The following is a 14,172-nucleotide window of genomic DNA, read 5'->3' as shown; positions in this document are numbered from 1 at the left end:
TGCAGATCGATGTCGCTATTCATTACCTCTCTCAATTCGGGCAGTAACGGAAACTGTTATTATATCGGCAACCAGGAAGAAGCCATTCTGGTGGATGCCGGCATTTCCTGCCGGGAAACGGAACGGCGTATGGCGAGGCTGGGGCTGACGATGCAAAAAGTAAAAGCGATATTCGTTTCACACGAACATATTGATCACATCCGCGGCATTCCCGTTTTATCAAAGAAATACCGCCTGCCGGTGTACATTACCGATGGCACGCTCAGCTACAGCCGGATGCAGCTGCAGCAAACCCTGGCTTTCCGGGCATTTGAGCCGGTGGTTATCGGGCAGCTGAAGATCACCGCTTTCCCGAAACATCATGATGCCTCGGACCCGCATAGCTTCCTGGTCACCTGCAATCACACCGATACGCGGATAGGCGTGTTCACCGATATCGGCATTCCCTGCGATCAGCTCACCAGCCATTTCCGGCAATGCCATGCCGCATTCCTCGAAACCAATTATGACGAAACGATGCTGGAACAGGGCCGCTACCCTTATTTTCTGAAGAACCGCATCCGCGGCGGCAAGGGACATCTTTCCAATACCCAGGCGCTGGAGCTTTTCAAAGCCCACCGACCGCCGTTCATGAGCCATCTGCTGCTCTCCCATTTGTCGAAAGACAATAATTCGCCCGAGCTGGTGCATGAAATGTTCGCTCAGCATGCAAACGGTACGGAGATCGTGGTAGCATCGCGCTTTGCGGAAACACCCGTGTACAAGGTCTCTACGCTGAAATAAAACAGCCGGTCGCTGCAAATACTGTCCTGTGCTCACCCATTCGCGGCATGCAGCGGGCTTACAAACCTGATAAAATTATTTGGGGGAAGCCAGCTGCCGGTCCATCTGTTCGGCAGCCGTTGCGTCGCACACTTGTACGGTGGGTTCGCTATCGACTTATGCTGTAATTTTCATATCTCGCCCATAATTGCCTTATCAAAGCACTTTTTGCAGGAAGGTTGTTGCAAGGTCCATTGTTTTTGCAAACCAGGGATCGAAGAACCAGAACGGATGGGGCGTATCGGGCAGCTCATGCGCTTCGCTGTAAATATTCAGGGCTTTCATTGCGCGCATCATATCATCCCTGCCGGCATGGAAGCGGGGCAACGCGCTGTTGATAAAAAGCATTGGCACGGTATTTTTGCTTACATGCGTTAACGCGGAGGCCGCCTGCCATTGCTCCGGCCTTTCCTCCCAAGTGCCGCCAAGCCATTGCGCAGCCGCTGCACCTTCCGCAGATTCCGGGTGCCGGAAAGCCAGGATGCCGTCAATATCTATAGCCGCCTGTATATAGGAGGAATAAGCGGCGGCATCAGCATAACCATTTCCCGTGTCATATTCCGCCACACCATTTGTCGCGCCAAGCAACGCCGCCAGTTGCCCGCCTGCCGAGCAACCCATTGCAGCGATCTTTGCGGTATCAATACCATAAGCAGCCGCATTGGCGCGCATCCATTTCACCGCGGCCTTCAGGTCCTGCACCGCCGCCGGGTACCGCGCTTCCGGTGACAGACGGTATTCCGCGGAAACCGCAACGAATCCCCGTTTCACCAGCTCTACCGCCATGGCATGATTATGCGATTTGTCCCCGGAACGCCAGCCCCCGCCGAAAATGAGCAGCACTGCCGGCCGGGGCTTTTTGTCATCCTGGTAATAAACATCCAGCAACAGGCTGCGGCCACCGGCTTCCCGGTAAGGCACATCCGCAGCATGCAGCATATTTTTCGCAGGCCCGGGCGCCGCTATCCGGATAAAAGGATATTTCTTCCGTTCCTTTTCAAATGTGCTGTTGACGGCAAAAGAAGTGTCCCGTGGCACCGGAATATCCATCCGCACGTTCTCCAGCAGAATGTTGTCGGCATCGATCAGTTCCTTCCCTGTTTCCGCCTGAAAAACACTGTTCCTGATGCTGATGTTCCTGACGGGCATTTCGGGAAGCCCGCGGATAAAGACCGCTCTTTTCGCTCCGCGGCAGACGATGCGCTCGAACACCATATCCCGGAACACCGGTGTTCCCTCATTCACTATGGGCCTTTCGTCCCGCTCACTGTCCGTCGCGAATTTCACGAAGTAGTACAGATCAAAGAATACCGCTTCATGCACAATATCTTTCATGAAAATGTTCCTGGCATAGATCTTCTCCACCACACCGCCGCGGCCGCGGGTGGACTTGAAGCGCAGCCCCTTGTCGGTACCCATGAAGGTACAGTTCTCCACAAAAATGTTCCTCGCGCCGCCGCTCATTTCACTGCCCACTACAAAACCGCCATGCCCTTTGTAAACAAGATTATTCCTGATAATACCGTTCTCCGTGGGCTTTCCGCGTTTCCGCCCTTCTTCGTCCTTACCGGATTTGATGCAGATGGCATCATCACCCACATCAAATGTGCAGCCTTCTATCAGGAAATTGCGGCAGGACTCGATATCTGCGCCATCGCCATTCTGCGCATAGGCCGGGTTCTTTACGGTCAGATCACGCAATGTCAGGTCTTCGCATAACAAAGGATGCAGGCACCAGGCAGCCGAATTCTGAAAGGTGATGCCCTCCAGCAATACTTTCCGGCAATTATTCAGTACAACAAGATTAGGGCGGAGGAAATCCTTCATATCCGCATAATCGGCCAACGTTTTTTCCGGCGCCAGCAGCATGCTCCGGTTTCCTTCCTTCGCGGCCCGGTATTGCTCGCTGGGATACCATTCTTTACCGTCTTTGCGAACAACACCTCCGGAAGCCACTTTCTTTTTCCATTCGCTTTCCGTCAGCTCTCCCTTTCCCACAGCCCGCCATACATCACCATTCCCGTCGATCACCCCTTTTCCGGTGATGGCCACATTTTCCTGGTCTTTCCCCCAGATGGGCGACTGGTTCCTGGCAGCGGAACGTCCTTCATAAACGCCTTCCACCAGGGGATACTGTGCTTTGTCGGCTGTGAACAACAACGTAGCAGCGCTTTTCAGATGCAGATTCACATTGCTTTTCATCTCCACCGGGCCTGTGAGCCAAATCCCCTCCGGCACCAGTACAACGCCGCCACCTTTCCGGCTGCATTCTTTAATCGCATTGTTAATCGCTGCGGAATTCAGGGCAATGCCATCTCCCACTGCACCGAATGCCTTGATGTTGAATGTATCCTTCCTGAAAACCGGTTGCCTGATCTCCGGTAGCCGCTCCCAGCTGTACTGGGAGAAACCGCTTGCCGCCATGCTCATTGCAGCGGCCAGCAGGAGAAATATTTTACCTGTTTTTCGTTTATTCATCATTGTCAGTTTTTTTTGCCCGGGGATCCAGCCGCCAGATATCTCATGGAATCGGACAGGCTCCTGATCCAGCAGCAGTGGAACAGGGCTATAGCCGGCTCAAAAATGAATCGGTCGTGCCTGCTATCAGACAATCCTCATAGTTCGTTTAGCCGTCAGCGGAGATATTGTTCCAGGTCCAGCCCGCGCGCTTTCATTCCTTCCACCGCCAGCGCTGCAACAGCTTTGGCGCCATCGGGACTGAGATGTGTGTTATCCTGTTTCCCGGAGGGGTAGTTCATATGCCCTGCGGGAACATGTAAAAACAGGCGGATGGAACCATCCTCCCCCAATTCCCGCAACAACCGCGAGGTCTCCTGCTCCAGGTCTATCAGCGGCACCTGCAGGCTGTCCGCCAGTTCCCGCATGGCGCCGGGGTAACCTTTGTGGGTATCCAGCAGTACGCCATGTTCAAAATGCCGCCGGGCAATGGAAGTCAGCAGTACCGGCACTGCCTTTTTCGCGCTGGCTTCCCGTACGAAACGGGCAAGATTGGCTTTATACGCTTCATGGGAAGTACCGGTGCCGGGTTTATCGGTCTTTTCATCGTTATGGCCGAATTGTATCAATACGTAGTCCCCTTCCTGCAAGCCTTCCACAACAGCCTGCCAGCGTCCTTCACGGATGAAGGACAATGTGCTCCGGCCGTTCATTGCCCTGTTCTCTATCCGCACATCATCCCGGAAGAAAGCGCCCAATGCCATTCCCCAGCCCGTTTCCGGGTAAAACGCCGGTTTCTTGACGGACATGGTGGAATCACCGATCATCCAGATCGTCATTCGTTCTTTTGCCGGCAGCAGCAGGGATAACAGCAGGCATACGGCAAGGCTTTTCATCACTGCCCGCCTTTTTGAAGTGACAGATTCAAATGGGAAAGGATCATAACGCAAAATTTAACGTGAAACGATGGCATTCAATTCAACCGTGGATGCAACGGTCCGGCTGAACCCCGCAACCGGCGGATAACGATCAGCAATTTTATACAGAACTTTCTGTTAAATGAAGCGTCCGGGGCTCTTTTTCTACGCAATCGTTCCCGGCAACGATGGCATGCCTCATCAGCAGACCGGCTCAGCGTTCGTAGATCTCCAGCGGCAATCCGTCAGGGTCGGAGAAAAAGGTAAATCGCTTGCCGGTCAACTCATCCACTCTCACCGGTTCGGTGTTCACCTGCTTTGCCTGCAGGGCATTTACAGCAGCATCCACATCATCCACTTCAAAAGCCAGGTGCCGCAAGCCCTGCGCCTCGGGCCGGGATGGCCGTGGCGGAGGATCGGGGAAAGAAAACAGTTCAATGATATAATTTCCCTGCAGCGACAGGTCCAGTTTCCAGGAACCACGCGCTGCACGGTAGGTCTCCCGCTCGATCTCAAAGCCCAGCACCTCCGTGTAAAATCTTTTGGAGCGCTCATAATCTGAACAGATCATGGCGATGTGATGTACTTTATTCAATTTCAGCATGGCACAAATCTAATAATATTGTATCTTAAAGAGCGTTTAACGAAAATTCCACTTATGCACACCTTTCATCTCAACAGACGCCACTTTTTGAAAGGAGCTACCGCTTCCCTCCTGCTGTCCTCACTCGGAGCGCAGGCGCTTGATTTCATCGATCCCGCAAAATCATATCGTGTAGGCCTGATCGGTACCGGCTGGTACGGCAAAAGCGATCTGTTCAGGCTGATACAGGTATCACCGGTAAACGTAGTGGCGCTTTGCGATGTGGATAAGAACATGCTGGCAGGTGCGGCGGAGATGGTCGCCCAAAGGCAAAAATCCGGCGCCAGACCGAAGTTGTACACGGATTACCGGAAAATGCTGGAAGATCACAAGCTGGATATTGTGCTGATCGGTACGCCTGACCACTGGCATGCGCTCAATGCCATTGATGCCATAAAATCCGGCGCGCATGTGTACGTGCAAAAGCCCATCAGTGTGGACGTGCTGGAAGGGGAAGCCATGGTGGCCACAGCCCGGAAATACAATCGTGTGGTGCAGGTAGGTACCCAGCGGAAAAGCACACCGCACCTTATCGAAGCCAAAAAGAATATTGTGGATGCCGGGCTGCTCGGCAGGATCTCTCATGTGGAAATGTGCTGCTACTACCACATGCGCAACAACGGCAATCCACCGGTGCAGGAAGTTCCTGATTTCTTTGATTATGATATGTGGACGGGCCCCGCCCCCCTGCGGCCGTTCGACGGCATGCCCCATCAGCGCTGGTGGCGCGCATTCATGGAATATGGCAATGGCATCACCGGAGACATGTGCGTGCATATGTTCGATACCGTCCGCTGGATGTTGCAGCTCGGCTGGCCCAAACGCATCACCGCCACCGGCGGCATTTACGTGCAAAAAACAGGAAAATCCAACATCGCGGATACGCAAACAGCCGTTTTTGAATACGACAACCTGAATTGCGTATGGCAACACCGGACCTGGGGCACACCGGCTGACCCGAAGTACCCCTGGGCATTTACGCTCTATGGCGAGAAAGGCACACTGAAAGCCAGTACGATGGCGTACGATTTTATCCCGCAGGGCAAAGGCGAGCCTATCCACAAGGATGTGGTGTACGAAAAGGAAAAATATCCTGAAGATGTGACCGAACCTGGCATTGAGCTGAATGCAGCACCTGCTACACGTTTGCATATGCTCGACTTCCTGAAAGCGATTGAAACCGGCAGCCGTCCTGTTGCGGATATAGAAGAAGGACATATTTCCACGGCCAGCTGCATACTCGCCAACCTTTCCATGCACACCGGGCGGCCGCTGGTATATGATCCGGAAAAACGCATCATCACCGGTGACCGGGAAGCGACAGCCCTGCTGCAGCGGCCCTACCGCAACCCCTGGGAGCACCCGGCGGCGATGCTGTAAAACGATGACATTACTAACCCATGCCTTGATAAACCACGTTAAAACGAGCCTGTATGCTAAAGAAGGATACAGGCTCTTCTTTTCCGGGTATCCTGTGAAAAACACATCCCTTCCAAAATGCGCAGCTAGCCGGGAAAATTTCCGCGGCCGGCGCGGCGGCTGTACCGGCCGGGGAATTACATCCATCATACCATATCCTGCATAATTCAAACACCGGGTAACGGGACTGTTTAAAGCATGCGGAAAAGGGCTAAATTTGAGCCGTAAACGAGATCATTTTATGGAATTGACGAGCGGATCAACATATCAGGCTGCTTCCAAAGTAGCCGCACCAATAGCTGAACATTTCGCGAAACACCTTGCCTGTGCGGAAAAGAACGGCGAGGAAGACCTTGCCAGCGCCCCATCCGAGATGATCGTGCAAAAGATCATCGACGTGGCTTTCTGGGCAAGCCTGCGCAAAGAAGAAGGCATCACTACCCGTATATCCATCGCTTTCATGAATCCCGATGAAGTGGGGAAACCGCTGCTTTTCGGGCACCGGCTTCCTTTCGGCGTGAAAATGCTCACCAAACTTGCGCCCGGTGTGGAAAGGGCCGGTGTGCACGTAGGCGTATGGCATGAGGGTGGCGAATTATATATCTGGGGCACTACCATCCAGCTGCCGAATTACTGTTTCGTGGTGGATGTATCAGAGCCGGGCCTGCTGGTCGTTAAACACCGCCGCATCACCGGTCTGGGTAAATTCACCAATGTGGCTGTGCTGCGGGGAGACCAGATCAAGATCGTGAACGAAGACAGCGGCCTGCTGCCTGACAGCCCGCCGATACTCAATTCCCTCCTGGGCATCGATACCTCGGCCGTCTGGAATAACCCGGTAAATGTGCTGATACAAATTGCCGTATCGATGCGCGCGCACCGGCGTGGCGGCATACTGCTCGTTACGCCCTCCAATCACGAGGGATGGAAAGAATCGATCGTACATCCGATGCAATACCCGGTATCACCGGCTTTCTGCGGCGTGGCCGATCTTATCCGGCAGGATAGCGATAAAGTGAGCGAGATCTACTGGCAAACCGCCCTGCGCCGGGAAGTGGAAAATGTAACGGGACTGACCGCCGTGGATGGCGCTACCGTGGTGAACGACCAGCATGAGCTGCTGGCCTTCGGCGTAAAGATCGCCCGTGCCAGCTGGTCCACTCCCGTAGACGAAGTATTGTTTTCTGAACCCATCGTTGGCGGCATTCCCTTGCAGATACATCCTTCGAAGATCGGCGGCACCCGGCATCTTTCCGCGGCCCAGTTCATACATGACCAGCGCGATTCGCTGGCGCTGGTAGCCTCGCAGGACGGGTATTTCACGGTATTCTCCTGGTCCGAGGCCACACAAATGGTGCAGGCGCACCGGATAGACATACTGCTGATATAAAACAGCAACTTACGGCAGCTTCGCCACCAGCCGCTCCGGCATCAGCCGCAGCACCTGGTAGATGAATTTCCATTTCAGGCCCGGTACAATGGTGAATCCTTTACCGGCGCCCGTTATGGCTTTAGCGATAAAAGCGGGTTCCAGCATGAGGGATTCCGGCAGGTCCAGCCCGGCCGTCATCTTGCTGCGGATATATCCCGCCACGATAACGTTCACCGTCACACCCCGGGGGAAAAGATATTGCCGCAGGCCGGCGAGGTATTGGGTAAAGGCGGATTTCGTACTGCCGTAAATGAAGTTGCTCTTCCGTCCCCGTACGCCGGAAAGCGATGATAACCCGATGATCCTTTCCAGGTGGGGATTCGCAGTGTCCGTCGCAATGATATTGAGGATGGACACGGCTCCGCAATAATGCACTTTCATCATCCTGAAGCTGCCTTCCCAGTCCAGCAACGCTTCTTCATTGTGCTTCAGATAACCAGCGGCATACAGCACGATATGCGGTTTCTGCGGCAGGCTTTCGTAGAAAGACCGGTGGCTGTCAAAATCCGCAGCATCGAAATAAAGGGTTTCAACCGGCAAAGCCCGGAGATCGTCCAGGCTCCGGGAGGCTGCGATCACCTTGTAACCTTTATCCACATACAACCCGATAGCCGCCTTTGCCACGTCCGAATTGGCGCCAAGCACCAGTACAACTTTCTGCATGACGTAAAGATAAGCGCGGCAGCCTGAATTTTCCAGCGCCTTCATGCGCTTGTTTCACCTGCTATGCGTCAAAAAAAAGCAACATCACGAAGAAATGGAATGTTATTTGACCACAATGCGGTTATATTTACGGTGATAAAAGCCCTTTGTTATGAAAAAGCTGTTCCTTTCGCTGACCACCTCCCTGTTCCTCGTTTCCGCACTCCTTGCGCAGGAAAAAAACGTGCTGCCTGACTGGGCTTTCGGTGGATTTGTGCGCCCTGTGGATGCCAACCCCGTCATCTCCCCGCGGGAAAATACCTATTTCAGCTGCCCGATGAAAAAAGAGATGGTGGCCTGGGAATCCAATGATACATTCAATCCAGCCGCAGCATTGAAAAAGAAGAAGATCGTGGTGCTGTACCGCGCGGAAGACAAGTCCGGCGAAGGCATTGGTAAAAGGACCTCCCGCATCGGTTACGCGGAAAGCCGCAACGGCCGCTCCTTCAAACGCCTGCCCACGCCTGTGCTGTATCCGGCAGAAGACAGCCAGCGGGGGAATGAGCATCCGGGCGGCTGCGAAGACCCGCGGGTAGCCGTAACGGCCGACGGGTTGTACGTCATGCTCTATACCCAATGGAACCGCCAGACGGCCAGGCTGGGCGTGGCCACCTCCCGCGATCTTGTACATTGGCAGAAACATGGCCCCGCATTTGAAAAGGCCTATAACGGAAGGTTCCGGGACAAATGGAGCAAATCCGCTTCCCTTGTCACCAAGGTGACCGATGGCAGGCAGCTGATCACAAAAGTGAACGGGAAATATTTCATGTACTGGGGCGAAGAAGCCGTATTTGGCGCCACTTCCGACGATCTGCTCAACTGGTCTCCCGTGCTGGACGAAAAGGACAGTCTGAAAGCCTTCATCCGGCCACGGAAGGGGTATTTCGACAGTGGCCTGACCGAGTGCGGGCCTCCGGCGGTGATCACCGAAAAAGGCATCCTGCTGTTATACAACGGCAAGAATAGAAGCGGCGCCAGTGGCGATCAGCGCTTCAACGCCAACGCCTATTGCGCCGGCCAGGTGCTGTTCGACCTGCAGGACCCGAGCCGCCCCATCGCCCGGCTGGATGTGCCGTTCCTCCGTCCCATGGAGCCGTTTGAAAAAAGCGGTCAGTATAAAGACGGCACCGTATTCATCGAAGGGCTGGTGTACCACCGGAAGAAATGGTACCTGTATTACGGCTGCGCCGATTCCCGTGTAGCCGTAGCCGTTTATAATCCCCGCAAAACCCGGCCTGGTGACGAGATCCCCGCCCGTGCAGGAACTGCCGGGGACGAAGCGAAACAATAACCGGTTCCCATACGTTGCAGGTTGCTCCGCCGTGAAGCGCTTCCCATTGACGAAGCGAAACAATAACCGGTTCGCATGCTCCTGCCACCGTTTTGTGCAGGGACAGTGGTGAAGCCCGGTTAATCCCGGTTTCCGGTCTTATCGCATGCTTGCGCTGCTTCCGTAATCGGCATACCCGGATTACGGCCGGAATACCTAATTTTGCGGCATGAATCCTGAATCGTTCCAGAATAAACCCTCCCGGGAAACATTACCCGGCATGACCGGCCGCTTCCTGCATGGAGAACATCATTCCCTGGCTTACTGGGAAGGAAAGGCCGGTACCCTGCTGCCGGTGCATCAGCATATGCATGAACAAATGACCTACATCCTCTCCGGCACGCTGGAAATGGAGCTGGATGGCGTAAAACATGTCCTCAACGCGCATGACGTACTGCTGATACCACCGCATACCCCGCATGGCGGAAAGGTGATCACCGATTGCAGGCTGATCGACTCCTTCAGCCCGGTACGGGAAGATTATAAATAGAACGTCCGCTGTCATCTATTAAATATTGGCAGAAATTTGTACTTTTCTCACATCATGAGAAAGCTACTCTTCATTTGCCTCGCGCTGTGCTGTGCAGCGCTCACTGCGGCATCGCAGGATACCCTTTTCCGTTTTGCGCTTGTTACGGACACCCATGTGGGTACTGAAACCGGGCAGGAAGACCTGGAACGTACCATCGCGGATATCAACCGGCAACCACAGATCGATTTCGTGATCTTCTCCGGCGATATCACCGAGTTCGGTTCGGATGAAGAACTGCGCCTGTCCAAAACGATCATCAGCGGGCTGAACAAACCCTGGCATGTCATTCCCGGCAACCACGACACCAAATGGTCCGAAAGCGGCTGCAATTCCTTCAGGACGGTATTCGGTAACGAAACCTTCAGCTTTGAGCATAAAGGCTACTGGTTCATCGGCACCAATTGCGGGCCCAATATGCGCATGGGGCCGGGCCAGGTGCCGCGGGAAAATATCGTCTGGCTCGACCGGCAGCTGAAAAAGCAAAAGGACAAAAACGTCCCCCTGATCTATATCAACCATTACCCGCAGGACAGTGGCCTGAACAACTGGTACGATGTGCTGGACCGGCTTCGCGGTCGTAACGTAAAAGCCATGATCTGCGGTCATGGGCATGCGAACAAGGCCTATGACTGGGAAGGCGTGCCGGGCATCATGTGCCGGTCCAACCTTCGCGCAAAAAAACCTTTCGGCGGATACAACATCGTTGCCGTAACCTCCGGGGAGCTGGTGTTTAACGAGCGGACGCCCGGCATCACCACTTTGAAAGCATGGCACAAGGTCCCCACCACCGGTAAACCCGCCTGGGTCCCTGACCCTCCACGCCCCTCCTATGCCATGAATAACGCCTACCCGCAGGTGAAAGTAAAATGGCAGGTACAGGAAGCCGGCGATATGGGAAGCGCCGTGGCCATCACGGAAGACAAAGTAGTGTACACCAACACCAACGGCGAGATCAAAGCCCTGGACCTCGAAACCGGCAAACAACGCTGGAAATTCAGGACAGGCGGTAAAATATATGCAACACCGTTAGTAGAGAACGGCATGGTGATCGTTCCCTGCACAGATGGTTTCGTGTATTGCCTGCAACTAAAAAATGGTAAACCGGCCTGGAAAAAGTCAACCGGCAAGGCCATCGTATCCTCTGCCGCCGCGTATGACGGTCTAGCTATCATTGCCGGTTCAGACGGGCATTGCCGGGCCTGGGAGATCGCTACGGGCAAACTGCGCTGGAACTATGATGGCGTGAAAGGTTTCGTGGAGACAAAACCATTTATTTATAAAGACAAAGTGCTGTTCGGTTCCTGGGGCAATCATTTCTATGCGCTGGATGCCGCTACCGGAAGCCCGCTGTGGGATTGGACCAATGGCGCCAACAACCGCATGTTCTCCCCCGCCGCCTGCTGGCCGGTGGCCGTCGCCAACAAAGCCTGGCTCGTTTCGCCGGACCGGTATATGACCGTACTGGATACCGATACCGGTAAAGAAATCTGGCGCTTCCGCGACACCGCTAACTGGGTGCGGGAATCCATGGGCATTTCGCGGGACAGCAACCGGGTGTATGCCAAGACCATGCAGGGCCATGTATTGGCCTTCAACGCCCGCAGCCAGGAAAGGGAAATGCTATGGAAATCACCGGTGGAAATGGGCTACGAGATATGCCCCTCCCCGCTCAATGAAAGCAATGGTATATTGTACGTTCCCACCGGTTCAGGCGTAGTGTATGCCCTCTCCGCCGCTGATGGCTCGCTGCGCTGGAAACACAAGTTCTCGAACTGCCTGGTGAACACGGCTCAGCCGGTGGACGGCAACAAGCTCATTACGTCTTCTATGGACGGGAAACTGCTTTGCCTGGAGATTACGGAGTAGCCCCCATGCAAAATATTGGCGGGAAAAAACAGCCCGGGAGATTCCGAAATTACGTGATGCAAATGCACTGAAAAACAGCACTGAAGCGGTAGAAATATCCGGCAGGAAACGATGTTGGATTCATATTTTGCAACATTGATGCATTTAAGTATCTTCGCAGGATAATACGAAAATGCAAAAACCCATCAACATAAAGAACCCGCAGGAATTCAAAACGCATTACCTGCTTGATCCGCCGTCCTCCTGGTGCGAGGCAGGCCAGACCAACACCGGGCCTGCTTTTATGGAGGTAGTCCCGCTGGAAAAGCTGCGTCCCTCGATGAAAACCGGCACAGCGGCTACCCGCCGGAACTTTTATACGATGGTCGTGATCACGGCCGGCTCCGCAAGGGAAACCATCGGGCACCGGACCTGGTCGTTCGATGCGGGCACGATCTATTTTATTCCCGAGAATGTGCTGCATTCCACAGAACACTGGAGCGCGGACATCAAAGGATTTCATTGCATTTTTGATACCGACTATTTCCTGCTTTGCCTGCGCAACCAGGTGAAGTTGCAGCTATATCCTTTCTTTCAGCCGGAGAAACAACCCTTCCTCAAACTTTCTCCCTCCTCAGCCAAACCGGTAACGGAACTTTTCAGCAAGCTGAACATGGAGCATTGCCGCAGGAAAACCCTGAACGATGACCTGCTCGTACGTCTCTACCTGAATGTGCTGCTGATAGAACTGGAACGACTTTATCTCCGTCAACAGCAGGTAAAGGAAACCGCGCTGCCCAAGCAGCAATTGCTGGTTGCACAGTTCAAAAAACTGATATCGGAATATTATACAGAAAAACGCCAGGTATCGGACTACGCGGGAATGTTATACGTCTCCCCCGGTTATCTGAACGATACCATCAGGGAGCAAACCGGCAAACCCGCCAGCTACTACATACAGGAACAGGTAATACTCGAAGCCAAAGCACAGCTGGTACAAACGGAGCAGACCGTTAGCCAGATATCACTGAACCTCTCCTTCTCGGACACCTCCTACTTCTGCAGGTTCTTCCGCAGGCATACGGGAAGCAGCCCGGAACAATACCGGCAAAAGGTCTTTCTCCGCGATTAGCGGGCTACCCGCTAATTGCATGATACTAAAGATGAAGACCCGCGTACTGGGAAACGTCAGTCATTCGCGTACAGACAGGCGTAAACAGATGCAATTGCAATATCCGCCTATTTTGTCAATTTACGTATAGGCGTCAGCATTACCTTGCGGAACTCTACTTCAGACCCTTCCGCCTGCAAGGCGATCTGCCCTTCGCTGACGGTACAATCGTGGCCATGGTTTACCAGATCGCCATTCACCCACACTTTCACCTCACGGCCAAGGCATTCTACGATCATGGTATTCCACTCTCCCAGCGGACGTTCGGAATTATCGGTTAAATTGATGATGCGGCGCTCCTTGCCGTCCACTGCGCCCCAGTTCTCTTTCGGGCCACGGCGTTTTTCCATCTCCGGCACGGCAATATCCTCCCCGATGCACCAGAAATCACCGGCATTGCGATGCATCAGCTGCACTTCCACAGATTTCGGGAACATCCCGTACAACACCCTGGGCGTAGAGGCATGCACCAGCACCCCGCAGTTGCCCGGCTTTCCGGGGAAACGGTATTCCACCTGCAGACGGTAATTTTTGTAGCTGGAATCGGTAATGATATGCCCCTGCGGATTGGCAAGACTGACCATCATGCCGTCACGGATGATAAAAGGGCTAGGCGCCTGCGCGTCTTTGTCCATGGCAGGCACATCGATATGCCAGCCTTGATGATCTTTTCCGTTAAAGAGGCTGCGGGTTTGGGCCGAAGCGGTGATGGTAAGAAAGCTGGCGATGATAACGAGGAAGTTTTGCATGTGGTACAACGTGGTTAAGGGTGTTTGAAACTCACGCAATATAGGGATTTTCAATTCAGGGTAATGAAGACAAACCATCATTTATAGCGTGAACAGGCGGATTACCTAACCAATTACGACAAGATTTATTGGCTTTTACCAATTCGCTCGATT

The 14,172-nt window shown here is 53.8% G+C and carries 12 protein-coding genes; 7 read left to right on the top strand and 5 right to left on the bottom strand.

All coding sequences use genetic code 11. The features are described from left to right. Window positions 1-9 precede the first annotated feature (9 nt). Window positions 10-783, top strand: a complete 774-nt coding sequence (locus FW415_RS15660; RefSeq protein WP_148386838.1) for an MBL fold metallo-hydrolase — start codon at window positions 10-12, stop codon at window positions 781-783. Between the two features lie 195 nt (window positions 784-978). Here the strand turns inward: FW415_RS15660 and FW415_RS25010 are convergent, their stop codons facing one another. The 3 genes from FW415_RS25010 to FW415_RS15645 form a co-directional block, all read right to left on the bottom strand. Beyond that, window positions 979-3,303, bottom strand: a complete 2,325-nt coding sequence (locus tag FW415_RS25010; RefSeq protein WP_210420709.1) for a glycosyl hydrolase family 28 protein — start codon at window positions 3,301-3,303, stop codon at window positions 979-981. A 152-nt stretch (window positions 3,304-3,455) separates the two neighbouring features. Next, window positions 3,456-4,175 (bottom strand): rhamnogalacturonan acetylesterase, encoded by a 720-nt coding sequence (locus tag FW415_RS15650; protein WP_148389960.1) that lies wholly within the window; start codon window positions 4,173-4,175, stop codon window positions 3,456-3,458. 235 nt (window positions 4,176-4,410) lie between these two features. Beyond that, the gene (locus FW415_RS15645) at window positions 4,411-4,800 is read right to left on the bottom strand and encodes a VOC family protein (protein ID WP_148386836.1); all 390 of its coding nucleotides are present in this window, start codon (window positions 4,798-4,800) and stop codon (window positions 4,411-4,413) included. Window positions 4,801-4,854: 54 nt separating this feature from the next. On the opposite strand from FW415_RS15645, the gene FW415_RS15640 reads away from it, so the two are divergent. Continuing rightward, window positions 4,855-6,219 (top strand): Gfo/Idh/MocA family protein, encoded by a 1,365-nt coding sequence (locus tag FW415_RS15640; protein ID WP_148386832.1) that lies wholly within the window; start codon window positions 4,855-4,857, stop codon window positions 6,217-6,219. Window positions 6,220-6,499: 280 nt separating this feature from the next. Next, a complete protein-coding gene (locus FW415_RS15635) occupies window positions 6,500-7,648 on the top strand; it encodes a putative sensor domain DACNV-containing protein (protein WP_210420707.1) in 1,149 nt (382 codons plus the stop codon). 9 nt (window positions 7,649-7,657) lie between these two features. Here the strand turns inward: FW415_RS15635 and FW415_RS15630 are convergent, their stop codons facing one another. After that, window positions 7,658-8,353, bottom strand: a complete 696-nt coding sequence (locus tag FW415_RS15630) for an SDR family NAD(P)-dependent oxidoreductase (RefSeq protein ID WP_148386828.1) — start codon at window positions 8,351-8,353, stop codon at window positions 7,658-7,660. A 151-nt stretch (window positions 8,354-8,504) separates the two neighbouring features. Here FW415_RS15630 and FW415_RS15625 point away from each other — a divergent pair, with 151 nt between their 5' ends. From FW415_RS15625 to FW415_RS15610, 4 genes are all read left to right on the top strand, one after another. After that, window positions 8,505-9,683 (top strand): glycoside hydrolase family 130 protein, encoded by a 1,179-nt coding sequence (locus FW415_RS15625; RefSeq protein ID WP_148386825.1) that lies wholly within the window; start codon window positions 8,505-8,507, stop codon window positions 9,681-9,683. Between the two features lie 208 nt (window positions 9,684-9,891). Then, window positions 9,892-10,212, top strand: a complete 321-nt coding sequence (locus tag FW415_RS15620) for a cupin domain-containing protein (protein WP_148386822.1) — start codon at window positions 9,892-9,894, stop codon at window positions 10,210-10,212. 54 nt (window positions 10,213-10,266) lie between these two features. Then, window positions 10,267-12,120, top strand: a complete 1,854-nt coding sequence (locus FW415_RS15615; protein WP_148386819.1) for a PQQ-binding-like beta-propeller repeat protein — start codon at window positions 10,267-10,269, stop codon at window positions 12,118-12,120. A 172-nt stretch (window positions 12,121-12,292) separates the two neighbouring features. Next, the gene (locus FW415_RS15610; RefSeq protein ID WP_148386815.1) at window positions 12,293-13,231 is read left to right on the top strand and encodes an AraC family transcriptional regulator; all 939 of its coding nucleotides are present in this window, start codon (window positions 12,293-12,295) and stop codon (window positions 13,229-13,231) included. 107 nt (window positions 13,232-13,338) lie between these two features. Here FW415_RS15610 and FW415_RS15605 read toward each other — a convergent pair whose 3' ends face one another. Beyond that, window positions 13,339-14,019, bottom strand: coding sequence for a DUF1080 domain-containing protein (locus FW415_RS15605; protein WP_148386811.1), 681 nt, complete (start codon window positions 14,017-14,019; stop codon window positions 13,339-13,341). Between the last annotated feature and the right edge of the window lie 153 nt (window positions 14,020-14,172).

It is taken from the genome of Chitinophaga sp. XS-30 (assembly GCF_008086345.1).
Taxonomy (GTDB): Bacteria; Bacteroidota; Bacteroidia; order Chitinophagales; family Chitinophagaceae; genus Chitinophaga.
The sequence above is the reverse complement of the archived record's forward strand: the minus strand, read 5'-3'. Positions and strand labels throughout refer to the sequence as shown.

What these genes read in the sequence shown, in the direction of transcription:
- FW415_RS15635 (WP_210420707.1), top strand. Translation starts at nt 6,500, where the DNA reads ATGGAATTGACGAGCGGATCAACATATCAGGCTGCTTCCAAAGTAGCC.
- FW415_RS15610 (WP_148386815.1), top strand. Translation starts at nt 12,293, where the DNA reads ATGCAAAAACCCATCAACATAAAGAACCCGCAGGAATTCAAAACGCAT.
- FW415_RS15650 (WP_148389960.1), bottom strand. Translation starts at nt 4,175, where the DNA reads ATGAAAAGCCTTGCCGTATGCCTGCTGTTATCCCTGCTGCTGCCGGCA.
- FW415_RS25010 (WP_210420709.1), bottom strand. Translation starts at nt 3,303, where the DNA reads ATGATGAATAAACGAAAAACAGGTAAAATATTTCTCCTGCTGGCCGCT.
- FW415_RS15615 (WP_148386819.1), top strand. Translation starts at nt 10,267, where the DNA reads ATGAGAAAGCTACTCTTCATTTGCCTCGCGCTGTGCTGTGCAGCGCTC.
- FW415_RS15645 (WP_148386836.1), bottom strand. Translation starts at nt 4,800, where the DNA reads ATGCTGAAATTGAATAAAGTACATCACATCGCCATGATCTGTTCAGAT.
- FW415_RS15620 (WP_148386822.1), top strand. Translation starts at nt 9,892, where the DNA reads ATGAATCCTGAATCGTTCCAGAATAAACCCTCCCGGGAAACATTACCC.
- FW415_RS15625 (WP_148386825.1), top strand. Translation starts at nt 8,505, where the DNA reads ATGAAAAAGCTGTTCCTTTCGCTGACCACCTCCCTGTTCCTCGTTTCC.
- FW415_RS15630 (WP_148386828.1), bottom strand. Translation starts at nt 8,353, where the DNA reads ATGCAGAAAGTTGTACTGGTGCTTGGCGCCAATTCGGACGTGGCAAAG.
- FW415_RS15605 (WP_148386811.1), bottom strand. Translation starts at nt 14,019, where the DNA reads ATGCAAAACTTCCTCGTTATCATCGCCAGCTTTCTTACCATCACCGCT.
- FW415_RS15660 (WP_148386838.1), top strand. Translation starts at nt 10, where the DNA reads ATGTCGCTATTCATTACCTCTCTCAATTCGGGCAGTAACGGAAACTGT.
- FW415_RS15640 (WP_148386832.1), top strand. Translation starts at nt 4,855, where the DNA reads ATGCACACCTTTCATCTCAACAGACGCCACTTTTTGAAAGGAGCTACC.